Raw genomic sequence first — 23,439 nt, 5'->3', positions numbered from 1 at the left:
ATGGAGGACGAGGTCGACCGTCTGGTCGCTGCATGGCGCCGCGAGCGCCCCGACCTCGACGTGGAACCGCTCGAGGTGCTCAGCCGCGTCTCGCGGCTCGCCCGGCACCTCGACCGCGCCCGTCGGCTCGCCTTCTCCGAGCACCAGCTGGAGCCCTGGGAGTTCGACGTCCTCACGTCGCTGCGCCGGGCCGGCGCGCCCTACCAGCTCTCCCCCGGCCAGCTGCTGACCCAGACGCTGGTCACCTCGGGCACGATGACCAACCGCATCGACCGGCTCACCAAGAAGGGTCTCGTGGAGCGCCTCCCGGACCCCAGTGACCGGCGCGGGGTCCTGGTCCGTCTCACCCCCGAGGGCCGCGACCGGGCCGACCAGGCGCTCGCCGGCCTCCTCGCGCAGGAGCGGGCCATCCTGGCCCAGCTCTCCCGCACCCAGCGCGGTGAACTGGCCGATCTGCTACGCCAGCTGACCGCCCCGTTCGACAACATCCCCGGCTAGCGGGACCGGGTCCGCGGGTCCGACGCCCGCCCGGCGCGCCAGCGCCACGGCCGCCAGCGTGGAGTGCACGCCCAGCTTCCCGAGCACGTTCTGCATGTGCGTACGGACGGTGTGCGGGGAGAGGAACAGCCGCTCGGCGACCGCCTTGCGCCCCAGGCCCGCCACCATGCAGCGCAGCACCTCCCGCTCGCGCGGGGTCAGCGACTCGACCAGCTGCTCGCTCTCACTGCGGTGCTTGCGGGCCGCCGTCAGCTCCCGCAGCACGCCGGTGAGCAGGGCGGGGGGCAGATGGGTCTCGTCGCGCAGGACGCCCCGGATGACGGCGAGCAGGCGTTGCAGGGAGCAGTCCTTGGCCACCCAGCCCGAGGCGCCGGCCTGGAGCGCGAGGGCGGCCCGGTGCGGATCGTCCCGCTCGGCGAGCACGACGGTACGGACGGCGGGGCGGGCCTCCGCGACGCCGGCGACCAGCGAGATGCCGTCGACCACGCCTCCGCCGTCGTCCGGTACGGCGCGGGCGACGGGGGGCGGGCCGGGGGCCGCGCCGAGGTCGGCGTCGACCAGCATCACGTCGTAGCGGCGCCCTTCGGCGGCGGCGCGGTCGAGACAGCGCAGGGCGGCGGGGCCGCTGCCCGCCGCCGAGACGTCGACGTCGGGCTCCGCCGCGAGGGCGGCGGCCAGCGACTCGGCGAAGATGCGGTGGTCGTCCACCACCAGGACCCGGATACGGACCACGGACACCCCCAAGTGTCGAGGAACGGACCGGCGCGGGCACAGCGCCGGAGAGGAGGTCCGTCGTCGCACGGCCGCCGCCGTGCTGACCCTTACCCCGCCCCGGGCGCCGTACCCGACTGGTCTCACCCCTGATCAGCACCGGCCCCCACCGGTGCTGCGCATCAGAGTACGGGCGGGGCGCCCGAGCGGAAGCCGAATTGCGGAACTGGTGGAACACGGCGGTACGCAGGGGGCGCGTGTGACCGAACGCGACTGAAGTCGACAGTTCGAGCCCGTTCCCGGGGGTGGGCCGGCCCATTCCGGGGGTTACTCGGAGAGCCTGCGCGCCCCCTCCGACGGCACCGCGGGGAAGACGCGCGGCGCGGCATAGCCCGCTTCGGCGAAGGCCTTCTCGACGGCGGAGCCCACCGCGTCCGCCGCGCGGGACTCCACGAGCACGACCGCCGAGCCGCCGAACCCGCCGCCCGTCATCCGGGCGCCGAGCGCGCCGGCCGCGCAGGCCGTCTCGACCGCGAGGTCCAGCTCGGCGCAGGAGACCCGCAGGTCGTCCCGGAGCGAGAGGTGCCCCTCGGTGAGGACCGGGCCGACCGCCCGGACGTCCCCGGCGTCCAGGAGCGCGATCGTCCGCTCCACCCGCTCGTTGTCGGAGACCACGTGCCGGACATAGCGCCGAACCGTCTCGTCGTCCAGGCGGGCGAGGGCGTCGGGCAGGTGCGCGTACGGCACGTCGCGCAGGGCGCGCACTCCGAGCGCCCGCGCACCGGCTTCACACCCGGCGCGCCGCTCCGCGTACGCGCCGTCTCCGAGCGCGTGCTTCACCCGGGTGTCGACCACGAGGAGCCGCAGGCCCCGCGCGGCGAGGTCGAAGGGCACCTGCCGGAAGGAGAGGTCGCGGGTGTCGAGGTGCAGGGCGTGGCCCGCGACGGAGCAGGCGGAGGCCATCTGGTCCATCACGCCGCAGGGGACGCCGACGAAGGCGTTCTCGGCGCGCTGGGCGATCACCGCCAGCTCCGGGCGGGTCAGGCCGAGTCCGCACAGGTCGTTCAGGGCGAGGGCGGTGACGACCTCCAGGGCGGCGGAGGACGAGAGTCCCGCGCCGGTCGGGACCGTGGAGGCGAGGTGGATGTCCGCGCCGGTGACCGGATGGCCGGCCTCCCGCAGCGCCCAGGCGACACCGGCCGGGTACGCGGCCCAGCCGGTGCCGGAGAGGGGTTCGAGGGAGTCGACGTCGAGCTGGACGATGCCGCCCTCGACGTCGGCGGAGTGGATCCGCAGGACTCCGTCGGTACGGCGGGCGACGGCGGCGACCGCGGTGTGCGGCAGCGCCAGCGGCATCACGAACCCGTCGTTGAAGTCGGTGTACTCACCGATCAGGTTGACGCGCCCGGGGGCGGCCCAGATGCCCTCCGGCTCCACCCCGTACAGCGCCTCGAACTCCCCCGTCACGCTCATACGCGTCCCTGCTCCCTCTCCCTCGCGAACGCCCACGCGTCCCGCACGATGTCCGCCAGGTCCGGGCGGGACGGATTCCAGCCGAGCCGCTCACGCGCGGTGTCGGCCGAGGCGACGAGCACCGCCGGGTCTCCGGCGCGGCGCTCGGCCGTCACCTCGGGGACCGGGTGCCCGGTCACCTTGCGCACGGTCTCGACGACCTCCCGTACGGAGAAGCCGCTGCCGTTGCCGAGGTTGCAGATCAGGTGCTCGCCCGGGGTCATGGCGCCCAGGGCCAGCAGGTGGGCCTCGGCGAGGTCGGCGACGTGGATGTAGTCGCGGACGCAGGTGCCGTCCGGGGTCGGATAGTCCTCGCCGTAGACGTTGATCGCCTCGCGCTTGCCGAGGGCGACCTGGAGGACGAGCGGGATGAGGTGCGACTCGGGGTCGTGCCGCTCACCGGCCACGCCGTAGGCGCCGGCCACGTTGAAGTAGCGCAGCGAGACGGCGGCCAGGTCGTGGGCGGCGCACTCGCCGCCGATCATGTGGTCGACGGCCAGCTTGGAGGCGCCGTAGGGGTTGGTGGGCGCGGTCGCCGCGGTCTCGGTGATCGGCACGGACGCCGGCTCGCCGTAGGTGGCGGCGGTCGAGGAGAACACCAGCCGGCGCACGCCCGCCTCGCGCATCGCGGCGAGCAGGGCCATCGTCCCGCCGACGTTGTTGTCCCAGTACTTGGAGGGGTTGACGACCGACTCGCCGACCTGCGAGAAGGCGGCGAAGTGGAGGACGCCGTCGTAGGAGGAGTCCAGCCAGCGGGCCGCGTCCTGGATGCGGCCCTCGATGAAGGTGGCCCCGGCGGGGACGCCTTCGCGGAAGCCGGTGGAGAGGTCGTCGAGAACGGTGACCTCGTGGCCCGCCTCCAGCAGGTGGGTGGCGACGACGCCGCCCACGTAGCCCGCTCCACCCGTCACCAGATATTTGCTCACTTGCTCGCAACCTCTCGAAGTCTGTCGGCCGCGGACTCCGGTGGCACGTCGTTCATGAACGCGCCCATACCGGACTCGGTGCCCGCGAGGTACTTCAGCTTGCCAGAGGCCCGGCGGACGGTGAAAAGCTCCAGGTGCAGCGCGAACTCCGCACGCCGCTCGTCCGTGAACGGCGCCTGGTGCCAGGCGGCGATGTAGGGCGTCGGGGGCTGGTCCGGTCCGAAGAGCCGGTCGAAGCGCCGCAGCAGTTCCAGGTAGACGTGGGCGAAGTCCGCGCGGGCGGCGTCGTCGAGCGCCCTCAGGTCGGGCACGCGCCGGACGGGGTAGAGGTGGACCTCGTACGGCCAGTGCGCGGCGTAGGGGACGAAGGCGATCCAGTGCTCGGTCTCCAGGACCACCCGGACACCGTCCGCGCGCTCGCGGGCGACGACGTCGTCGAAGAGGTTCCGCCCGGTGCGGGCCAGATGCTCGGCGGCGCTGCGCTGCATCAGGGCGGTGCGGGCGGTGGTGTACGGGAAGGCGTAGATCTGGCCGTGCGGGTGGCCAAGGGTGACGCCGATCTCGGCGCCCCGGTTCTCGAAGCAGTAGACCTGCTCGACCCCGGGCAGCTCGGCGAGCTCGGCGGTCCGGTCGGTCCAGGCGTCGAGGACGAGGGCGGCCTGTCCGGGGGCGAGGTCGGCGAAGGAGGCCTCGTGGTCGGAGGTGAAGCAGACCACCTCGCACCGCCCGGCGCCGCCCGAGAGGGAGGGGAAGCGGTTCTCGAAGACGGCGACCTCGTAGTCGGGGGACGGGATCTCGCTCAGCCGGCCGTCCCGGGAGGGGCACAGCGGGCACGCGTCGGCGGGCGGGTGGTAGGTCCGTTGCTGCCGGTGGGAGGCGATGGCGACGTGGTCCCCGAGCAGGACGTCGTGGCGCAGCTCGGAGGCGGACGCGACACGGTCGAGGGGGCGTGCGTCGACGGCGTCGCGCACGGCGTCGTCGGCCGCGTCGTAATAGATGAGCTCGCGTCCGTCGGCGAGGGTGGTGACGGTCTTCTTCACGGGGTGTCCTCAGGCGGGGAACCAAACAGAACCACGCACAAGGAACCACAATCAAACATAGGAGTCAACGCCGAGCACCGGACCGGGGCGTCGTCCCAGGTCCGGTGGGGTGAGAAGGAGGGACGCGCGCCCCATCGCGCCCGTATCGCGCCCTAGCCGTTCAGCGGTCCCCGGGGGCGCGGCGCGTGGTCGAGCAGGCCGGTGCGGGCGGCCAGCGCCGCCGCCTCCAGGCGGGAACCCACCGAGAGCTTCATCAGCACCCGCTGCACATGGGTCCGCGCCGTGCTCGGGGCGATCCCCATCCCGGCCGCGATGCCCCGGGTGTCCTCCCCTTCGGCGACCCGGACTAGGACCTCCACCTCCCGGGGCGTCAGCATCCCGAGCAGCCGCTGCCCCTCGTCGTCCGGCTGCGCCGCCGGGTGGAGCAGCTCCATGAACGCGCCCTGCAGCAGCTGCGGCGCCACGGCCGCCTCCCCCGCCCGCGCCTTGACCAGGGCGCGCTCGACGTTCTCGATGCGCTCGTCGTGCCGGACGTAACCGGACGCGCCGGCCGCGAAGGCCGCCGCGATCCCGCGCGGTGAGGGCACCGGGCCGAGGACGACCACGGCCACCTGCGGCCGCTCCCGCTTGATCCGTACGATCGGGTCGAAGGCGCCCGGTTCGGCCGGGGCGGCCGTGCCGAGCAGGCACACCTCCGGCGCCCGGCTCACCACGAGGTCGGCCGCGCCCGCCACCGGGGCGGCCGCCGCGAGCACCCGGTGCCCGCGCAGTTTCAATGCCGAGGCGAGCGCCTCGGCCAGCAGTCGGTGGTCGTCGACCACCATGAGCCGCACGCCCATGGAGCAACCCCTTTGTCCCCCCCCTGGAGCCGTCCCCGGCCCCAGCCAGCGTTGATGACCCGGCAAGTTACACGCTCGTGCCCCGGGACTGTCGAATTCTTCGCCCTTCGGGGCCTGCGCAAACGGCCCGGCGCGTCGAGTGAGTCGATGCGCCGGGCCGTCCTGGCCCCCGCCCCGGGGGCCCGCGGTCCGATCAGCGGATGACCGGCAGGTGATCAGCGGGTGATCAGTGGGTGGTGAACGCGAGCGCCAGGTACTCCTTGGTGGAGGAGGACGCCCGCGGCTTGCTCAGCATGGTGTCGGAGATGAACATCCGCCCGTTGCCGTAGAGGATCTCGGCGTAGTCCGTGCCGAAGCTGTTCTCGGCGTCGCGCACGGAGTCGTCCGAGGGGTTCTCCATCAGCGTGGTCGCCTGCATCGTGCCGCCGTCGATGGAGACGACCTGTCCGCCCTTGTCGTACGGGGGGATCTTGTACGCGATGAGGTTGCCGCCGTCCATGCGCAGCGGGACGAGGGTGTACTTGTCGCCCGCGTCCGCCTTGCCGGTCATCGGCTTCCCGGTGGCCAGGTCGAACGAGACGATCTCGTTGGTCTCGTCGCCGTACTCGCCGCTGCTGCCCTCGTGCTCCTCGGTCGGGACGTAGATCCGCCCGTTGCCGACGAGGACCTTGGTGCAGCTCTCCACCTCGGTGGAGCGGCAGCGGGCCGCGTACCGGTCGGCGTCCGCCGTGATCTTCGCCTTCAGCTTGCCGGTCTTCTCGTCGATGGAGAAGAAGTCGGAGATGCCGCTGCCGTCGCCCGCGGTGTCGCCGACGTCGGCGGCCACCACGAGCGGCTTGGTGGAGACGATCGACGCGTACTTCACGCCGGGCGGCATCTTGAACTGCGAGACCGGCGCGCCGGTGAGCGGGTTGAGGTTCTGGATGACGACGTACTGGCTGTCGTACGGCCCGCACTTGCGCGCCGCGACGAGGCCGGCGCCGCCGCCGTACCCCATGTCGTAGCAGTCCTGGGCGTTGGGCTTCGGCGACCAGCGCGGGTTGCCGTTGGCCACGTCGAAGGCGGCGCCGCCGTCGGTGCCGCCGGCCGCGACGGTGGTGCCGCTGAGCGTGACCTCGCTGAACCGGGCCTTGGTGTCACCGGCGGAGCCGCCGGTGACGGACTTGGACCACACCAGCTTGCCTGCCGTGAGGTCGATGACGCCGACCTCGGTGCACGGCTGGTAGAAGCGCGGTCCGACCCGCTTGGTCGCCTCGAAGAGGACGGCCGTCTTGTTGTCGGCGGTGACGTGCCGCGAGGCGCCGCAGACCTGTCCGGGCAGGGCGAGGGTCCAGGCCGCGGCGCCCTTGTCCAGGTCGTAGCCGACGATCGAGTCGACGCCGGTCTTGACGTACGCCTTGTCCGTCAGCCAGGAGCCGGACACGTCGGTGATGTCCTGCACCTTGGGCTGGGGCAGCTGGAAGGCCAGCTTGGCCTGCGGGTTGGCGGGGGCCTTCTCCTTGCCGTTGCCGCCCACGCCGTTGCCGCCGCCCTTGCCCTGGCTCGCGCCCGAGGTGGCGCCGGCGGTGTCGTTCTTCTCCTCGCCGCCGCCGGAGCTCGCGTACCAGATGCCGCCGCCGACGATCAGGGCGACGGCCACCACGGCCGCGATGATGATCTGCGCCTGCGCGGACAGCTTCTTGCCGCCGGAGGGCGGGGGCGTCTGCGCGTACTGCGGCTGCGTGGGATAGCCGTACGGCGGCTGGCCCGGCTGCTGCTGCTGCGGGTAGCCGTACTGCGGCTGCGTCGGCGGCTGCTGGGGATAGCCGTACTGCGGCTGGGTCGGAGGCTGCTGCTGCGGATAGCCGTACTGCGGCTGTCCGGGCTGCTGCTGGGGGTAGCCGTAGGGCTGCTGCGGCGGGGGCGTCGGAGCGCCGAAACCGCCCGGCGGGGGGTCCTGGGGGGCGCCGAAACCGCCCTGGGGGTCCCCAGGGGGAGGACCGGGCGGCTGGTTCGGCGGGGGCGGAGGTGGCTGCGTCATGGCGTGGGTACCTCTGAGTGTGGAAGGCGGGCGGGAAACGGTGTCACGTGCCGAAGGCCAACAGCGTCTCCCTCTTCATCTCCTCGGCGTCGTTCGAGCCGGCGACGACGTTCCGCACCAGGATGTACCGGCCCTTCACGTACAGCGCCCTCGATTCGTGGAAGCGTGACTCGAGGCGCCCGGTCACGCGCGGGAGGCGGAGCAGTTCCACGGGCCGCGTCGTGCCCGGCGCGACGGTGGCCAGCGAACCGGGCTCGTCGAGCAGCGCGGCCCGCCGGACGATCAGCGAACCGCCCTCCATCCGCAGCGGCCGGATCATGCGGTTCCGGAGCCCCGGGATGCGCCGCACGATCTCACCGGTACGGAGATCGAAGACGGCGATCTCGTTGGTCTTCGTCTTCGCGTCGGGCCGGGTCGCCAGGTAGGCGGTGTCACCGTCGGCCACGACCTGGCAGCGCTGGAGGTTGCCCTGGTGGGCGACGTCCTCCGTGCACCCCTCCTCGTACCAGCCGTCGCCCTTGAGCGAGGTGCGCTTCGTCCCGTCCTCGTTGAGGACGACGATGCCGTGGAGGCCGCGGGCCCGGTCGGTGGCCGAGACGATGAGCGGCCGTACGGACAGGACGTGGTCCACCCGGTAGCCGATCGGGAGGGGGTACTTCCAGCGGGACGCGCCGGTGACCGGGTCGACCTCGTGGATCTCCTCCTGCGGCTTCTTCTCGTCGGAGGTCGGGCAGGAGACCGCGGCGACGAGCTTCGGTCCGCCGGCGTAGGCGTACGGCTGGCAGGGGCTCTTGTCCCACTTGCCGAACAGCTGCTTGCCGTCGCTGAGGCGGTAGCCGGTCGAGTACTGGTGCCGGCCCGCGGTGACGGTGTCGCCGCTCATGGCGAGCGAGTAGTCGTTCATGAAGTCGAAGTTGCCCTCCTTCACGATCTTCCGCTGCCAGCCGGACGTGCCCGTGCGCAGGTCGACCGCCTGGAGGTTGCGGCACTCGTCGGCGTCGGAGTGGAGGCGTTCCTTGCGGGCGAGGACGATCTTCCCGTCCTGCGACACGTCGTTCGACGCGCGGCAGATCTCCGTGTCGAGCGTCAGTCGCCACTTCACCGTGCCGTCGGCGACCGAATGGGCCGTGACCGTGCGGTACATGGCGGTGACGACGGTGTCCCCGAACTGCCAGGGCCCGTAGACGTCGCCGGTGAGCGTGGTGACGTCGATGTCGTTCTTCCGGAGCCACAGGACCGAGGCGTCGCCGGGGGCGCGGCCCTTGTTGTAGGCGGCCGCGGCCGCGGTGTCGGGAGGGGTCGGACCGGCGGGCCCCGTCGGGCCGGTGGCCGTCGGCGGCACGGACGGGCTCGCGCTCGCCTTGCCGTCCGCACGGCCGCCGTCACCGGTCCCGCCGAGGGCGTACCAGGTCACCGCGCCGACGGTGAGGAGCGCCGCCACGGCGCCGGCGACCACCGCCCCGGCGCGGCGCGGGCCGCGCGGGGACGGCGGGGGCGGGGCGGTGTGCGGGGGCGGCGGGACGGGCGGTGCGCCCGCCGGGCCGGCGGGCCCGCCGCCGTACGGATTGATCGTGCCGTAGGGCCCGTACGACGGCGGGGGCGGCCCGGGTTGCTGCGGTGTCGTCATCGGAGTCGGACGGCCCTCACTTGCTGAAGGCCATCATCGTCTTGGTCTCCTTCTCGGCCTTGTCATTGCTGGCGCTCACCCGGCCGGCGGAGATGACGAAGATGCCGTTGCCGTAGGCGTAGCGGGCGTTGTAGAAGCTGCTCTCGACCTGGGCGGTGGAGGCCTGGTGCTGGAGCAGGGTCTTCGGCGCGCCTCCGGTGGGGGCGATGGTGGCGACGGTGCCGCCCTTGTCGTACGACGGCTCGGCGTACACCAGCACCTCCGAGCCCTCCATGCGCAGCGGGATCATGGTCTGCTCGCCGGGGGCCTTGGAACGCCACTTCGGCTTGCCCGTGTTGAGGTCGAAGGCGACGACCTCGTTCGGGGTGCCGTAGCTGGTCTCGGTGGCCATGTAGAAGGTGTTCGCGTCGGCCGCGACGCCGACGCACCCCGAAAGGTTCTTGCCGAAGATGACGAACGATCCGCCGCACTGGGGGGCGTACTTGTCGGTGCCGCCCTGGATCTGCGAGCGCAGCTTGCCATTGGCGGTCAGCGCGAAGATCGTCCACTTCTTCTCGTCGCGCTGGGTGGCGGAGATGACCAGCGGGTTGATCGAGTAGACCTTGTCGACCTCCCAGTTGGGCTGGAGCCGGAAACTCCACCGGGGCTTGCCGGTGTTCGGGTCGACCTCGCTGACCTGCTGCTGCTTCTTGTCGACGTCGCCGGTGGGGCAGCTGTCGGCGGCGATCAGCTTCTCGCCGCCCGCGTAGGCGAAGGCCTTGCAGCCGCTGGCGGGCGTGCCGAAGAGCTGCTTGCCGTCGGCGAGGGAGAAGCCGTACGAGCTGCTGGTGCCGGCCGCGGTGACGGTGTTTCCGCTGATGGCGAGGGTGTTGTCGTCGAAGGCGAACAGACCGGTGGCCTTGGGGACGGACCGCTTCCAGCCGGCCTTGCCGGTCTTGAGGTCGATCTTCTGCAGCGTCGTGCACTTGGCGCGGTCGCCGGCCTTGTCGTGGACGCCGATGACCATCGAGCCGTCGGCGGCCGGCGCCGACGGGGCGGCGCACATCTCGAAGGGCAGGTCGAGGTGCCACTTGAGCGCGCCGTCGGTGAGGCCGTAGCCGTCGAGGCCCTTGTACATGCCCTTGACGACGACATCGCCGACGACCCACGGGCCGTAGACGTCGGCGCCGTTCTTGGGCAGGTCGACGTTGTTCTTGAGCAGCCAGTTGATCTTCGCTTCGCCGGGCTGGCGCCCGCCGTTGAGGTCGTCCTCGCCGTTGCGGCCGTCCCCGTCACCGTTGCCGTCGCCCTGATCGACGGAGGGGGAGCCGGTCGGGGCGGTCGGGGTGGCGGTCGGCTTGGCGACCGGCTTCTCGTCGTCGCCGCCGCTGAGGGCGAACCAGGTGCCGCCGCCGATGACGAGCAGGGCCGCGACGGCCGCGGCGACGATGGCGCCGGGCTTGCCCTTGAAGGGGTTGTTGCCACCGGGCGGGGTGGGCGCGCCGGGGTACTGCGGCTGGCCGGGGTAGCCGCCGTAGGGGCCGGGCTGCTGGCCGTACGGTCCCGGCTGCTGGGCGTACGGGCCGGGCTGTCCCGGCTGCTGGGCGTACGGGCCCGGCTGGCCGGGCTGCTGCGGGTAGCCGTAGCCGGGCGCGGGGGCCTGCTGCGGGTAGCCGTAACCGGGCTGCGTCGGCTGGCCGTACGGGCCCGGCGCGGCCGGCGGGGACTGCGGCGCCGGCGGGGACTGCGGCGGGACGGGGGGCATCGGCGGGACGCCTTGGTTCCCCTCGTTCGGTTCCTGTGCGCCGAAGCCCGGCGGCTGGTTGCTGGGCGGCTGGGTCATCAGCGTTCCCCCTTGACGTGAGCGGGTTTTCTTTCTACCACTCGGGGGATGGCGCAAAAGTGACCGGTCCGCCCGTTGTACCCAAGGGAGGACCGGCCCGTGATGCCTCCGTTACGCGTCCTCGGCCAGTTCGAGCCAGCGCATCTCCAACTCGTCGCGCTCGACGACCAGTTCCCGCAGCTCCGCGTCCAGCTTCGCCACCTTCTCGAAGTCTGTGGCGTTATCGGCGATTTGCGCGTGGAGCTTCGTCTCCTTGTCCGAGATCTTGTCCAGCTGACGCTCGACCTTCTGCAGCTCCTTCTTCGCGGCGCGGGTGTCCGCGGCGGACACCGTCTTCGCGGCGCCGGCCGACTTCGACGCCGGGGCGGCGGGCGTCGGGACCGACGCCTCGATCATGCGCCGGCGCCGCTCCAGGTACTCCTCGATACCGCGCGGCAGCATCCGCAGGGTCTGGTCGCCGAGCAGCGCGAACGTCTTGTCGGTGGTCCGCTCGATGAAGAACCGGTCGTGGGAGATGACGACCATCGAGCCGGGCCAGCCGTCGAGGAGGTCCTCCAGCTGGGTGAGGGTCTCGATGTCGAGGTCGTTGGTGGGCTCGTCGAGGAAGAGGACGTTCGGCTCGTCCATGAGCAGGCGCAGGAGCTGGAGGCGGCGGCGCTCACCGCCGGAGAGGTCGCCGACCGGCGTCCACTGCTTCTCCTTGGTGAAGCCGAACTGCTCGCACAGCTGCCCCGCGGTCATCTCGCGGCCCTTGCCGAGGTCGACGCGGTCGCGGATCTGCTGGACCGCCTCGAGGACCCGCAGCGTGGCGGGCAGTTCGGTGACGTCCTGCGAGAGGTAGGCGAGCCGTACGGTCTTGCCGACGACGACCTTCCCGTCGGCCGGCTGGGTCTCGCCCTGGGTGACGGCGGCGTCGGCGAGGGCGCGCAGCAGCGAGGTCTTCCCGGCGCCGTTGACGCCGACGAGGCCGATCCGGTCGCCGGGACCGAGCTGCCAGGTGAGGTGCTTGAGGAGCGTCTTGGGTCCGGCGGTGACGGTGACGTTCTCCAGGTCGAAGACCGTCTTGCCGAGCCGGGCGTTGGCGAACTTCATCAGTTCGGAGGTGTCGCGCGGCGGCGGCACGTCGGCGATCAGCTCGTTGGCGGCCTCGATGCGGTAGCGGGGCTTGGAGGTACGGGCGGGGGCGCCGCGCCGCAGCCAGGCCAGCTCCTTGCGCATCAGGTTCTGCCGCTTGACCTCCTCGGTCGCGGCGATCCGCTCCCGCTCGGCGCGGGCGAAGACGTAGTCGGAGTAGCCGCCCTCGTACTCGTGCACGTCGCCGCGCTGCACGTCCCACATGCGGGTGCAGACCTGGTCGAGGAACCACCGGTCGTGGGTGACGCAGACGAGCGCCGAGCGGCGCGTCTGGAGGTGGCCGGCCAGCCAGGCGATGCCCTCGACGTCGAGGTGGTTGGTGGGCTCGTCGAGGACGATCAGGTCCTGGTCGTCGATGAGGAGCTTGGCGAGCGCGATGCGGCGGCGCTCACCGCCGGAGAGCGGGCCGATGACGGTGTCGAGGCCGTGCTCGAAACCGGGCAGGTCGAGGCCGCCGAAGAGACCGGTGAGCACGTCGCGGATCTTGGCGCTGCCGGCCCACTCGTGGTCCGCCATGACGCCGATGACCTCGTGGCGGACGGTGGCCTTCGGGTCGAGGGAGTCGTGCTGGGTGAGCACGCCGAGGCGGAGCCCGCCGCTGTGCGTGACGCGGCCGGTGTCCGCCTCCTCCAGCTTGGCGAGCATCCGGATGAGGGTGGTCTTGCCGTCGCCGTTGCGCCCGACGACACCGATCCGGTCCCCTTCGGAGACGCCGAGAGAGACACCGTCCAGCAGGGCACGGGTGCCGTACACCTTGCTGACAGCCTCGACATTGACCAGATTGACGGCCACTTTGACTCCTGTACGGGGGGATCGATCGACGTCCAAGGGTAGACGGCCCGGCAGGTGGGCCGGTGTGCGTGATCGTCCGGGGCCGCGCGGGCGCCCGCGGCGGGCGGGTGATCCCTACCGGTGGGTCCGCCCCGCCCGCTCGACGAGGAGCCAGCCGAGCAGGGCCGTGGCCACCGCGACGGGGGCGGTGACGGGGACGGCGACCAGGGTGGCCGCGTGGCCTTCCAGGAGCCCGCCGAAGCCGGTCATGGAGAGGCCGAGGACGCCGAAGAGGGCGAGGGTGGCACCGAGAGCGGCGAGCGGGGCGCGCCGGGGGCCCCTCGCCGGGGCGGAAGCGGAGGCGGTTGGGGCGGAGGCCCGGGCGGGCGGGGCGGAAGCGGAGGCGGCCGGAGCGGAGGCGCCGGCCTTCGGGGCGGAGGCGCGGGCGGGCGGCGAAGGTCGTTCGAAGCCGCGGAAGGCGGCCACCAGCAGGGCGGTGAGCAGTGCGGCGGCGACGATCCGCGGGGGCACCTGGGCCCACCAGGCGGCCGTGGCCGGCTCCGGCGGCTCCACGCCGAGCGCGAGCATCGCGCCGTACACGCCGAGCATCGCGGTCAGATGCCAGAGGAACGCCGTCATCGCGACCCCGTTCGCCAGCACCACCTTGTGCCAGACGCCGGCCCGGGCGGCGAAGCGCGCCCCGGGGCCCCGGCACAGCTCGACCGCGCCGACGAGCCACAGGCCGTGGCAGAGCAGGGCGAGGGTGGGCGGCGCCATGTTGGAGACCTTCTCCCCGGGCATCCCGACCATGGACAACGGATACGGCCCGAGGGCGACCAGGAGGCCCGCGCCCACCAGGCCCGCGGTGGCGAGGACGGCCGGGCGGCGGATCCGGCCGTCGGCGCGCAGGAAGCCGAGCTGGTGGACGGCGAGCCAGACGAAGGCGAAGTTCAGGAACTCCACGAACGGCACCCCCGCGGCGAACCGCAGCACGTCGACGGCGACCGCCCCGCCGACGAGGAGCGCGAACGCCCCCCAGCCGTACCGCTCGTGCAGCCTCAGCAGCGGCGGGGTGAGGGCGACCATCGCGAGGTAGATGCCGATGAACCACAGCGGCTGGGCGACCAGTCGCAGCGCGACCCCGGTCAGCCCGTCGTCGCCGCCGACGAGTGGGAGGAGGAGGGCGGCGGCGCCCCACACCCCGACGAAGACCATGGTGGGCCGCAGCAGCCGCTGCAGCCGGGCGCGCAGGAAGGCCGCGTACCGGGGCCGGGAGCGGTAGGCGAGGGCGTGCGAGAAGCCGCCGACGAAGAAGAACACCGGCATGACCTGGAGCCCCCAGGTCACCCCCTGGAGCCAGGGCACGACGGCGAGCAGGTTGTTTACTTGCCCGTCGGCCCCGACGACGGCCATCAGCCAGTGCCCGAGGACGACGACCCCGAGCGAGGCGACCCGCAACAGGTCGACGTACCGGTCCCTGGACGCGGGTGTGGCGGCGGCGAGCTCCCGAGCGCTGATTCCCATGGGGGTACGGTCCCGCGCGGCACCGGCGGCCCGTGAGGGCGCGGATACTCAACCGCCGGGTGAGTATCCACGCGTACGGGGCGGGGGCGGGGGCGTACGGCCCGGCCCGCGGCTGGTCAGCGCAGGATCGTCGCGCCCGGGGCCGGGGAGGTGGCGGGGCGGGCCGTACGGCAGGTGCCGGAGGCGAGCAGCGCGGAGGCCACCGCCTCCGCCGCCTGGGCGTCCTTGACCAGGAAGGCCGTCGTCGGGCCGGAGCCCGAGACCAGGGCGGCCAGGGCGCCGGCCGCCGTGCCCGCCTCCAGGGTGGCGGTCAGGGAGGGGCGCAGGGAGACGGCGGCCGGCTGGAGGTCGTTGGTCAGCGTCGCGGCCAGGGCGGCCGCGTCGCCGGTGCGCAGCGCCTCCAGGAGGGCCGGGGAGGCGACCGGCTCGGGGACGGTCACGCCCTCGTTGAGGCGGTCGAACGCGCCGTACACCGCCGGGGTCGACAGGCCGCCGTCGGCGACGGCGAAGACCCAGTGGAAGGCGCCGCTCACCGGCACGGCGGTCAGCCGCTCGCCGCGGCCGACGCCCAGCGCCGCCCCGCCGACCAGGCTGAACGGCACGTCGCTGCCGAGCTCCGCGCAGATCTCCAGGAGGTCGGCGCGCGAGGAGTCCAGGCCCCACAGCGCGTCGCACGCGAGGAGCGCGCCCGTGCCGTCGGCGCTGCCGCCCGCCATGCCGCCGGCGACCGGGATGTCCTTGGCGATGTGCAGGTGCACGTCGGGCGAGAGGCCGTGGCGGGCGGCGAGCAGCTCGGCGGCCCGCGCGGCCAGGTTGGTGCGGTCCAGGGGGACCTGGTCGGCGTCCGGGCCCTCGCAGGTGACCGTCAGCTCGTCGGCGGGGGTGGCCGTGACCTCGTCGTAGAGCGACACGGCGAGGAAGACGTTGGCCAGGTCGTGGAAACCGTCGGGCCGCGCTCCGCCGACCGCCAGCTGGACGTTGACCTTCGCGGGCACGCGGACGGTCACCCCGCCCGCCGGGCCTGACGTCCCGCCCGTCGCCGGGCCTTCCGCGGTGCCCGCCGCCGCCCCGTTCCGCGTACCGCCGGTCACTTCTTCGCCTCCGCGATCCGTGCGAACTCCTCCACCGTCAGCGCCTCGCCGCGCGCCTGCGGCGAGATGCCGGCCGCGACGAGCGCCTCCTCGGCGGCGGCGGGCGATCCCGCCCAGCCGGCGAGCGCGGCCCGCAGGGTCTTGCGGCGCTGCGCGAAGGCCGCGTCGACGACCGCGAAGACCGCCGCCTTGGAGGCGGTGGTCGCCACCGGCTCCGTGCGGCGCACCAGCGAGACCAGGCCGGAGTCGACGTTCGGCGCGGGCCAGAAGACGTTGCGGCCGATGGAGCCCGCCCGCTTCACCTCGGCGTACCAGTTCGCCTTGACCGACGGCACGCCGTAGACCTTGTTCCCGGGCCGGGCCGCGAGCCGGTCGGCGACCTCGGCCTGCACCATGACCAGCGTCCGCTCGATCGAGGGGAAGCGGTCGAGCATGTGCAGCAGGACGGGCACGGCCACGTTGTACGGAAGGTTCGCGACCAGCGCGGTCGGCGGCGGCCCCGGCAGCTCCTGGACGTGCATGGCGTCGGAGTGGACCAGCGCGAAGCGGTCCTTCTTCCGCGGCAGGCGGGCCTCGATGGTCGCGGGCAGCGCCCCGGCGAGCACGTCGTCGATCTCGACGGCGGTCACCCGGTCCGCGGCCTCCAGGAGGGCCAGGGTCAGCGACCCGAGTCCCGGGCCCACCTCCACGACCACGTCGTCGGGGCGCACCTCGGCCGTCCGGACGATCCGCCGGACCGTGTTGGCGTCGATGACGAAGTTCTGGCCGCGCTGCTTGGTCGGGCGTACGCCAAGCGCCGCTGCCAGTTCACGGATGTCGGCGGGGCCGAGGAGGGCGTCGGGATCGGTGGTGCTCACCGGTACAGCCTACGGCCGCAGTGGGGCCAGGGACTCGCCCCCCGCTGCACGTAGAGCTTCTTCGCCCGGTACGTCTGTTCCGAGGCGGACGCGTCCTGGGCGACCCCACTGCCGCCGAGCGAGCGCCAGGTGCCGGGGTCGAACTGGTAGAGCCCGCCGTAGGTCCCCGACGGATCGACGGCGTTCGGCCGCCCGCCGGACTCGCAGGCCGCGAGAGCGCCCCAGTCGAGCCCGTCGGCGCCGGCGACCGAGGCGGGCAGCGGGCGGGTGCCGACCTTCACCTGCTGGGTGACGGGCGCCCGGACGATCTCCTCGCCGATCTTCCTCGGCTTCTGCCGGACGCCGTTGACGGTCCGCAGCGCGTACGTGACCCGGCGCACGCCCTGCACGCCCTGCCGTTCGACGACCTCCGTGCCCGCGAACAGGTCCGGGTCGCGGACGCGCTCCACGGCGTACGGGACGGCCTCCTCCCGCACCTCCTTGCCGCCGGTGATCCGCATGACGGTGATGGTCTGACCGTCGCGCGGAAAGGAGTCGGGCGGTACGGAGGTGGTGTCCTGGCCGGAGAGGGTGATCCCGGCCTGCTCGACGGCCTCGCGGACGGTGGCGGCGTTGGTGCGCAGGGTCCGTTCGCGGCCGTCGGCGAGGAAGGTGACGGTGCGTTCGGTACGGACGTCCAGGGCGAGGCCCCGCCGGGAGATGGGCGCCGAGCGGGAGACGGAGAGGTACGCCCCCTCGGCCCGGACCCCGAGCTGGCGCAGGGCGCCGTCGACGGTGCGTGCCGTGGTCCACACCTGGCGGCGCTGCCCGTCGAGGGTGAGGGCGACGGGCCGGCCGTACCGGACGACGACCTCGTCGCCGCTGGCCAGCTCCTCGCCGGGGGCGGGGGCGACGATGTCGTGGGCGCCGACGGCGAGGCCCTCGTCGGCGAGGAGTTCGTCGACGTCGTCGGCGAAGGTGTGCAGGGTGCGCGGGACCCCGTCGACGGAGAGCCGGACGGCCTTGTCGCTGGCGACGAAGGCGCTGGTGCCGCCGGCCAGGAAGGCGACGACGAGGGCCTGCGGGACGATCCGCCGCAGGCCGTCGCCCGCGGGCGGGGCGGCCTTGCGGCGGCGGGACGCCCGCCGCGCCTCGGCCCGGGTCGCCGGCGGGGGCGCGGGGGCCGGGCCCTGGCCGGGCACGAGGGGCGCCACCACGGTCGGCTGCTCATGGAGGGAGATGTCCGGCCGGCGTCCGCCGCGCGCGGCCCGGTGGCTTCCCTGCGAGGTGCTCACGAGGCCGGGACCCTAGCGGCAGCGACGGTCACTCTCCAAAGCGCCTCGACCACGAAACGTAACCGTTACCGATCGGTGATCGGCACCGGCCCGGCGTTCGACAGGCGAAGCCAGGGGTGCCGTCGGGGGGCCGCCGGGGTCAGTAGTCGAAGGCGGTCGCGGTGTTGACGGCGATCGCCGCGCACAGTTCGTCCTCGCCGGTCCCGCGGACGGCGGCCATCGCGCGGACGGTGACGGGGATCAGGTAGGGCGCGTTGGGACGCCCTCGGTAGGGCGCCGGGGTGAGGAACGGGGCGTCCGTCTCGACCAGGACGAGCTCGGCCGGGGCGACCGCCAGGGCGTCGCGCAGCGGCTGGGCGTTCTTGAACGTCATGTTGCCGGCGAAGGACATGTAGTAGCCCTTGGCGGCGCAGATCCGGGCCATGTCGGCGTCGCCGGAGTAGCAGTGGAAGACGGTCCGCTCCGGGGCGCCCTCCTCGTCGAGGATCCGCAGGACGTCGGCGTGGGCGTCCCGGTCGTGGATGACGAGGGCCTTGCCGTGCCGTTTGGCGATCTCGATGTGGGCGCGGAAGGAGCGCTCCTGGGCGGCGACGCCGTCCGGCCCGGTGCGGAAGAAGTCCAGACCGGTCTCGCCGACGGCGCGGACGTGCGGCAGGGCGGCGAGCCGGTCGATCTCGCCGAGCGCGTCGTCGAGGGCCGCGTCCCCGCCGCCCTCGCGGGCGCCCTGGCGGGACCAGCCGTCGGGGTCGCCGAGGACGATCCGGGGGGCCTCGTTGGGGTGCAGGGCGACGGCGGCATGCACGTTGTCGTGTGCGGCGGCGGTCTCGGCGGCCCACTGGGAGCCCTTGATGTCGCAGCCCACCTGGACGACGGTCGTGACACCGACGGCGGCGGCCTTGGTGAGGGCCTCCTCGACGGTGCCGGACTGCATGTCCAGGTGGGTGTGCGAGTCCGCCACCGGCACGAGAAGCGGCTCGGGCAGGGGCGGCGGGGCGTCCTTGGAACTCATGCCCCGATCGTACGAGGGGCCGGGTGATCGCTCACGGCGGCCCGGGACGGCACAGCAGGGTGCGGTGGGATGCGGTGGCTCCCGGGGGCCGGGAGGCACCCGCCGGCGGGGAGGCGGCGGCGGGTGGCCCGCCCGGGCTCCGGGGTGGCGGACCGCCCGTCAGGAGGCAGCCGGGGGCTTGCGGTGGAACAGGTCCGAGAAGCGCCGGTGGCGGGGCTCCTCGGGGGCCCCCGGGTCCGGGAGCTCCGCCGGCCGCAGCGGCTCCTCGTGCGCCTCCGCGCGGACCGGCCCCGGAGCGTCCCGTCCCGGCCGGCCGGCCCGTTCCGTACGCCCGGCGCGGCCGGTCCGTTCCAGGTCCTGCCCGATCGGGCCCGCCAGGCCGATGGGTCCCGCGGGGGCGACCCGCCGGCCGGCCCTGGTCTCGTCCCGGTGGTGGGCCTGCTCCCACGAGTCGAGCACCGAGGACACCTGCCCCGCGCGCATGATGCGGACGACGTGTCCGCCGCAGTTCACACAGGTGGGACTGGACAACGGTGACGCGACCCGCTCCCCGTTGGCCTTGTAGACGACGAATTCCTGGCCGGTGGCGTCGACGTGGTGCTCGATGTCGTACGCCTGCTCCCAGCCGTATCCGCAGCGCATGCACGCGAATGCGTATGCCTCATGCGCGACGGTGATGCCGGTGCCGGTGATCTCGCTCATGCCAGCTCCTCTCCACTGATTCAGTGGACGCCTTTCAGGGCCGGAGCGCATCAGCGCCGGTCGAACAATGGAAAGCTCTTTGGCGTTCCCTTGCCCGAAGGCCCTCAGGAGGCCCGCCGCGCGGGTTTGGCTTTGCCTTTCACGATAGACCTTTACCGTCCGGAGGGCTTGACGCGGCCGCGTTCTTCGCGGCGACGACGGCGTCGAAGACCTCGCGCTTGGGCAGGCCGGCGTCGGCGGCGACGGCCGCGATCGCCTCCTTGCGCCGCTCCCCCGCCTCCTCGCGCACCCGCACCCTGCGGACCAGCTCCTCGGGACCGAGCTCGGCGGGGGCGGCGGCCGGGGCGCCCTCGACGACGACGGTGATCTCGCCGCGTACGCCGTCGGCGGCCCAGGCGGCCAGCTCGCCCAGGCCCCCGCGCTTGACCTCCTCGTACGTCTTGGTCAGCTCCCGGCAGACGGCGGCGCGCCGGTCGGCGCCGAAGACCTCGGCCATCGCGGCCAGGGTGTCGTCGAGCCGGTGCGGGGCCTCGAAGTAGACGAGGGTCCGCCGCTCGTCGGCGACCTCGCGGAGCCGCCCGAGGCGCTCGCCGGCCTTGCGGGGCAGGAACCCCTCGAAGCAGAAGCGGTCCACGGGCAGCCCGGACAGGGCGAGCGCGGTCAGCACGGCGGAGGGGCCGGGGACGGCGGTGACCTTGATGCCGGCCTCGACGGCCGCGGCGACCAGGCGGTAGCCGGGGTCGGAGACGGACGGCATGCCGGCGTCGGTGACCAGCAGCACCCGCGCGCCGCCGGTCAGCGCCTCGACCAGCTCGGGCGTACGGGCGGACTCGTTGCCCTCGAAGTAGGAGACGACCCGGCCCGAGGTGTGCACGCCGAGGGCGCGGGTCAGGCCGCGCAGCCGCCGGGTGTCCTCCGCGGCGACGACGTCGGCGGTCTCCAGTTCGGCGGCGAGCCGCGGCGGGGCGTCCGCGATCTCCCCGATGGGTGTCCCTGCAAGTACCAGCGTTCCTGTCACACGGGTCATCCTCGCAGCCCGGACAGGCGACTCGCACAGGCGCGTTCCCTACGATGGCGCGGTGACCAGTACCGCACCTGAGGCCCTGCAGGGTCCGCACGCCGTGGAAGAGCCCCCGCCGTGGCAGCAGCGCCTGCGGCGTTTCGGCTACACGCCCCTGGCCGGGGGCGCCGCCGGGCACGGGCTGCGGGAGCGTCTCGTACCGCCGTACACCCGGCCCTCGCGGCGGACCTGGTCGCTCCTGGGGATCTCCCCGGGCGGCGGGGACCGGCTGTGGCGGCTGGCCGGCTGGGGCGGTCCGCTGCTGGTGGCGCTGTTCGCCGGGGTGCTGCGGTTCTGGAACCTCGGCAAGCCGCACGCGGTGATATTCGACGAGACGTACTACGCGAAGGACTCCTGGGCCCTGATCAACCAGGGGTACGAGGGGGCATGGCCGAAGGACATCGACAAGACGGTCCTGAAGGACCCCGGTTCGGTCCTGATCCCGACGGATCCGGGCTATGTGGTCCATCCCCCGATGGGCAAGTGGGTCATCGGCGTCGGCGAGAAGCTCTTCGACTTCACGCCGTTCGGCTGGCGGTTCATGGTGGCGCTGCTCGGCACGCTGTCGGTGCTGATGCTCTGCAGGATCGGGCGGCGGCTGTTCCGCTCGACGTTCCTGGGCTGTCTGGCGGGCACGCTGCTCGCGGTGGACGGCCTGCACTTCGTGATGAGCCGGACGGCGCTGCTGGACCAGGTGCTGATGTTCTTCGTGCTCGCGTCCTTCGGCTGTCTGCTGGCCGACCGCGACTGGGCACGGCGACGGCTCGCGGCGGCGCTGCCGACGGGCGAGGACGGCGGGCTGCGGCCGGACGCGACGGTCGCCGAGACGCTGCGGCTCGGGTGGCGGCCGTGGCGGCTGGCGGCGGGGGTGATGCTGGGCCTCGCCTTCGCGACCAAGTGGAACGGCCTCTACATCATGGCCGCGTTCGGGCTGATGGCGGTGTTGTGGGACGCGGGCGGGCGGCGCACGGCGGGTGCGGTCCGTCCGTACCAGGCGGTGTTCAAGCGGGACCTGGTGCCGGCGTTCGTCTCGGTGGTCCCGGTGGCGGTCCTCACGTACATCGCCTCGTGGACGGGGTGGATCGCCTCGGACAAGGGCTACTTCCGCAACTGGGCGGCGGAGCAGGACAAGCTGACGGGCGGCGGCTTCTGGTCGTGGCTGCCGGACTGGCTGCGGAGCCTGTGGCACTACGAGACCGAGGTCTACGACTTCCACGTCAACCTGACCTCGCACCACACGTACCAGTCGAACCCGTGGAGCTGGATCGTCCTGGGCCGCCCGGTCTCGTACTTCTACGAAAGCCCCTCCCCCGGCGAGGCGGGCTGCCCCGCGGACGCCACGGAGAAGTGCGCCCAGGAGGTCCTGGCCCTCGGCACCCCGCTGCTCTGGTGGGCGGCGTGCTTCGCGATCCTCTACGTCCTGTGGCGCTGGCTCTTCCGCCGCGACTGGCGCGCGGGAGCGATCGCCTGCGGCATCGCGGCGGGCTGGGTGCCGTGGTTCCTCTATCAGGAACGCACCATCTTCCTTTTCTACGCGGTGGTGTTCGTGCCGTTCCTGTGCCTCGCGGTGACGATGATGATCGGCGCGATGGTGGGGCCCCCGGGCTCCTCGGAAAGACGCCGGACGTTCGGTGCGGTGGGGGCGGGAGTTCTCGTTCTGCTCATCGTCTGGAATTTCATCTACTTCTGGCCGATCTATACGGGGACGTCGATTCCGATGGACCAATGGCGCGGCCGGATGTGGCTGGATACGTGGGTCTGAGAGCCGGCGGGCCGGGGGTGGGGCGGTGAGGGGGGTCTCGCATAGCGTGGCCGTTCCAGCCGACGCCCCGTGACGAGGATCAGCCCATGCGCAGCAGCACCGCGATCCGCCTGATAGAGCCCGCCGATGCCGCCCCGATCGCCGCGCACCGGGTGCGTGACGTGGAGGCCTTCCGGCCGTGGGAACCGGCCCAGCCCGCCGGCTTCTTCACGCCCGAGGGCCAGGCGGAGCGTATCGACGGCCTGCTGGCCGGGCACCGGGCCGGCACCGTGTGGCCCGGCGTGGTGCTCGCCGACGATCAGGTGATCGGGCAGGTCACCGTCGGCGGCATCCTGCCGCAGCCGCACCTGCGCCGCGGCTCCGTCGGATACTGGATCGCGAGCGTCGCCCAGAACCAGGGGCACGCCGGGCGGGCCGTCGAGCTCGTGCTCCGGGTGATGCGGGACGAACTCCGACTCCACCGCGCCGAGGCGTCCACCAATCTGGAGAACCTTCCGTCGCAACGGGTCCTGCGCCGCAACGGGTTCACCCCGTACGGCGTCGCGCACTCCTCGATCTTCCTCGACGGGAGCTGGCGGGACGGCCTGCTGTGGGAGCGGATCCTCGGCGACTGACCCGCCCCTGAGCCGGGCCGGCGGGGCGGGGAGGCCCGGTGGTCACGGCTCCTCGGGGGCGACCGGGGTGATGTGGCTCAGGACGCACCGCCAGCGGCCGTCCCGTCGTACGAACACGTCCGTGGTCCATTCGTCCGCGTCGTGGCGTTCGCCGCGGTAGTGGGCGGTGTTGGTGACCCGGCCGGTGAACACCGCCGTGTCGCCGTAGACCCGGACGCGGGGCGGACTGATCAAATCCATGGCGGAGTGGGTGAGGTCCCCGGAGGAGACGAAGGAGAGGAACTGCTCCTTCGTCGCGATGCCCGACTCGGAGACGATCACCCACTCGTCGGCCATGAAGGCGCCCATGCGGTCGGCGTCGTCGGAGGTGATGGCCTCGGCCCACTCCTCGGCGAGGGCGATGAAACGGGCCTCCGTCGGGGCATCGGGACGGGGGTCCGGCGGAACTGCGGGGCGGGGGCCGGCCGGGGCGCCGGAAGGGGCCTCCGTCCGGGCGTCGGTACGAGCCTCCATCGGGGCATCGCCCTCGTCCGGAGGCGGCGGGTCCGGGGGTCGTGTGGCGTCCACACGTCGAACGTAGCCCCGCCGGGGCGGCTCGGCGAGTGGATCGCGGAACGGTAACAAGCATCCCCGTGGTCACACCTGT

General features: G+C 73.1%; 20 protein-coding genes. 3 read left to right on the top strand and 17 right to left on the bottom strand.

What is annotated here, in order from left to right; all coding sequences use genetic code 11:
• Positions 1-498, top strand: a complete 498-nt coding sequence (locus ACZ6RC_RS27190; protein WP_453617382.1) for a MarR family winged helix-turn-helix transcriptional regulator — start codon at positions 1-3, stop codon at positions 496-498.
• On the opposite strand, the gene ACZ6RC_RS27185 is transcribed toward ACZ6RC_RS27190, so the two are convergent.
• The 16 genes from ACZ6RC_RS27185 to rsmI all read right to left on the bottom strand — a co-directional run bounded on the left by ACZ6RC_RS27185 (position 457) and on the right by rsmI (position 20,384).
• The gene (locus ACZ6RC_RS27185; protein ID WP_391145645.1) at positions 457-1,242 is read right to left on the bottom strand and encodes a LuxR C-terminal-related transcriptional regulator; all 786 of its coding nucleotides are present in this window, start codon (positions 1,240-1,242) and stop codon (positions 457-459) included. The genes ACZ6RC_RS27190 and ACZ6RC_RS27185 overlap by 42 nt on opposite strands.
• A gap of 294 nt (positions 1,243-1,536) precedes the next feature.
• Positions 1,537-2,682 (bottom strand): galactokinase, encoded by a 1,146-nt coding sequence (galK, locus tag ACZ6RC_RS27180; RefSeq protein WP_469587909.1) that lies wholly within the window; start codon positions 2,680-2,682, stop codon positions 1,537-1,539.
• Positions 2,679-3,647: a UDP-glucose 4-epimerase GalE gene (gene galE, locus ACZ6RC_RS27175; RefSeq protein WP_469587906.1), complete on the bottom strand. Its 969-nt coding sequence runs from the start codon at positions 3,645-3,647 to the stop codon at positions 2,679-2,681. The genes galK and galE overlap by 4 nt, the downstream gene beginning before the upstream one ends.
• Positions 3,644-4,687: a galactose-1-phosphate uridylyltransferase gene (galT, locus tag ACZ6RC_RS27170; protein ID WP_469587904.1), complete on the bottom strand. Its 1,044-nt coding sequence runs from the start codon at positions 4,685-4,687 to the stop codon at positions 3,644-3,646. Before galT ends, galE begins: the two co-directional genes overlap by 4 nt.
• Before the next feature lie 152 nt (positions 4,688-4,839).
• The gene (locus ACZ6RC_RS27165; protein WP_453617388.1) at positions 4,840-5,526 is read right to left on the bottom strand and encodes a helix-turn-helix transcriptional regulator; all 687 of its coding nucleotides are present in this window, start codon (positions 5,524-5,526) and stop codon (positions 4,840-4,842) included.
• A 226-nt stretch (positions 5,527-5,752) separates the two neighbouring features.
• Positions 5,753-7,546, bottom strand: a complete 1,794-nt coding sequence (locus ACZ6RC_RS27160) for an outer membrane protein assembly factor BamB family protein (protein WP_469587900.1) — start codon at positions 7,544-7,546, stop codon at positions 5,753-5,755.
• Positions 7,547-7,589: 43 nt separating this feature from the next.
• Positions 7,590-9,173 carry an outer membrane protein assembly factor BamB family protein gene (locus tag ACZ6RC_RS27155; RefSeq protein ID WP_469587897.1) on the bottom strand — a complete coding sequence of 528 codons (1,584 nt, stop codon included), beginning with the start codon at positions 9,171-9,173 and terminating at the stop codon, positions 7,590-7,592.
• Positions 9,174-9,189: 16 nt separating this feature from the next.
• The gene (locus tag ACZ6RC_RS27150; protein ID WP_469587894.1) at positions 9,190-10,995 is read right to left on the bottom strand and encodes an outer membrane protein assembly factor BamB family protein; all 1,806 of its coding nucleotides are present in this window, start codon (positions 10,993-10,995) and stop codon (positions 9,190-9,192) included.
• A 111-nt stretch (positions 10,996-11,106) separates the two neighbouring features.
• Positions 11,107-12,921, bottom strand: a complete 1,815-nt coding sequence (locus tag ACZ6RC_RS27145; protein ID WP_469587891.1) for an ABC-F family ATP-binding cassette domain-containing protein — start codon at positions 12,919-12,921, stop codon at positions 11,107-11,109.
• A gap of 114 nt (positions 12,922-13,035) precedes the next feature.
• Positions 13,036-14,424, bottom strand: coding sequence for an acyltransferase family protein (locus ACZ6RC_RS27140; RefSeq protein ID WP_469587889.1), 1,389 nt, complete (start codon positions 14,422-14,424; stop codon positions 13,036-13,038).
• Positions 14,425-14,540: 116 nt separating this feature from the next.
• Complete coding sequence (locus ACZ6RC_RS27135) at positions 14,541-15,431, bottom strand: 4-(cytidine 5'-diphospho)-2-C-methyl-D-erythritol kinase (protein WP_469588123.1); 891 nt, start codon at positions 15,429-15,431, stop codon at positions 14,541-14,543.
• Between the two features lie 80 nt (positions 15,432-15,511).
• Complete coding sequence (gene rsmA / locus ACZ6RC_RS27130; RefSeq protein WP_469587886.1) at positions 15,512-16,372, bottom strand: 16S rRNA (adenine(1518)-N(6)/adenine(1519)-N(6))-dimethyltransferase RsmA; 861 nt, start codon at positions 16,370-16,372, stop codon at positions 15,512-15,514.
• On the bottom strand, positions 16,369-17,646 hold the full coding sequence (locus ACZ6RC_RS27125) for a ubiquitin-like domain-containing protein (protein WP_453617399.1): 1,278 nt from the start codon (positions 17,644-17,646) through the stop codon (positions 16,369-16,371). The genes rsmA and ACZ6RC_RS27125 overlap by 4 nt, the downstream gene beginning before the upstream one ends.
• A 139-nt stretch (positions 17,647-17,785) precedes the next feature.
• The gene (locus ACZ6RC_RS27120; protein ID WP_453617401.1) at positions 17,786-18,655 is read right to left on the bottom strand and encodes a TatD family hydrolase; all 870 of its coding nucleotides are present in this window, start codon (positions 18,653-18,655) and stop codon (positions 17,786-17,788) included.
• 159 nt (positions 18,656-18,814) lie between these two features.
• The gene (locus ACZ6RC_RS27115) at positions 18,815-19,357 is read right to left on the bottom strand and encodes a hypothetical protein (protein WP_469587882.1); all 543 of its coding nucleotides are present in this window, start codon (positions 19,355-19,357) and stop codon (positions 18,815-18,817) included.
• A gap of 139 nt (positions 19,358-19,496) precedes the next feature.
• Positions 19,497-20,384 carry a 16S rRNA (cytidine(1402)-2'-O)-methyltransferase gene (gene rsmI / locus ACZ6RC_RS27110; RefSeq protein ID WP_391145683.1) on the bottom strand — a complete coding sequence of 296 codons (888 nt, stop codon included), beginning with the start codon at positions 20,382-20,384 and terminating at the stop codon, positions 19,497-19,499.
• A 52-nt stretch (positions 20,385-20,436) separates the two neighbouring features.
• Between rsmI and ACZ6RC_RS27105 the strand changes: the two genes are divergently transcribed.
• Positions 20,437-22,179, top strand: a complete 1,743-nt coding sequence (locus ACZ6RC_RS27105) for a dolichyl-phosphate-mannose--protein mannosyltransferase (RefSeq protein ID WP_453617405.1) — start codon at positions 20,437-20,439, stop codon at positions 22,177-22,179.
• A gap of 86 nt (positions 22,180-22,265) precedes the next feature.
• A complete protein-coding gene (locus ACZ6RC_RS27100) occupies positions 22,266-22,793 on the top strand; it encodes a GNAT family N-acetyltransferase (RefSeq protein ID WP_469587876.1) in 528 nt (175 codons plus the stop codon).
• A gap of 42 nt (positions 22,794-22,835) precedes the next feature.
• Here ACZ6RC_RS27100 and ACZ6RC_RS27095 read toward each other — a convergent pair whose 3' ends face one another.
• The gene (locus tag ACZ6RC_RS27095) at positions 22,836-23,306 is read right to left on the bottom strand and encodes a nuclear transport factor 2 family protein (RefSeq protein WP_469588120.1); all 471 of its coding nucleotides are present in this window, start codon (positions 23,304-23,306) and stop codon (positions 22,836-22,838) included.
• Between the last annotated feature and the right edge of the window lie 133 nt (positions 23,307-23,439).

The sequence above is a fragment of the Streptomyces sp. NPDC048353 genome (assembly GCF_055587165.1).
Note: the sequence above shows the minus strand (reverse complement) of the source record. Positions and strands in the feature narration are given on the sequence as shown.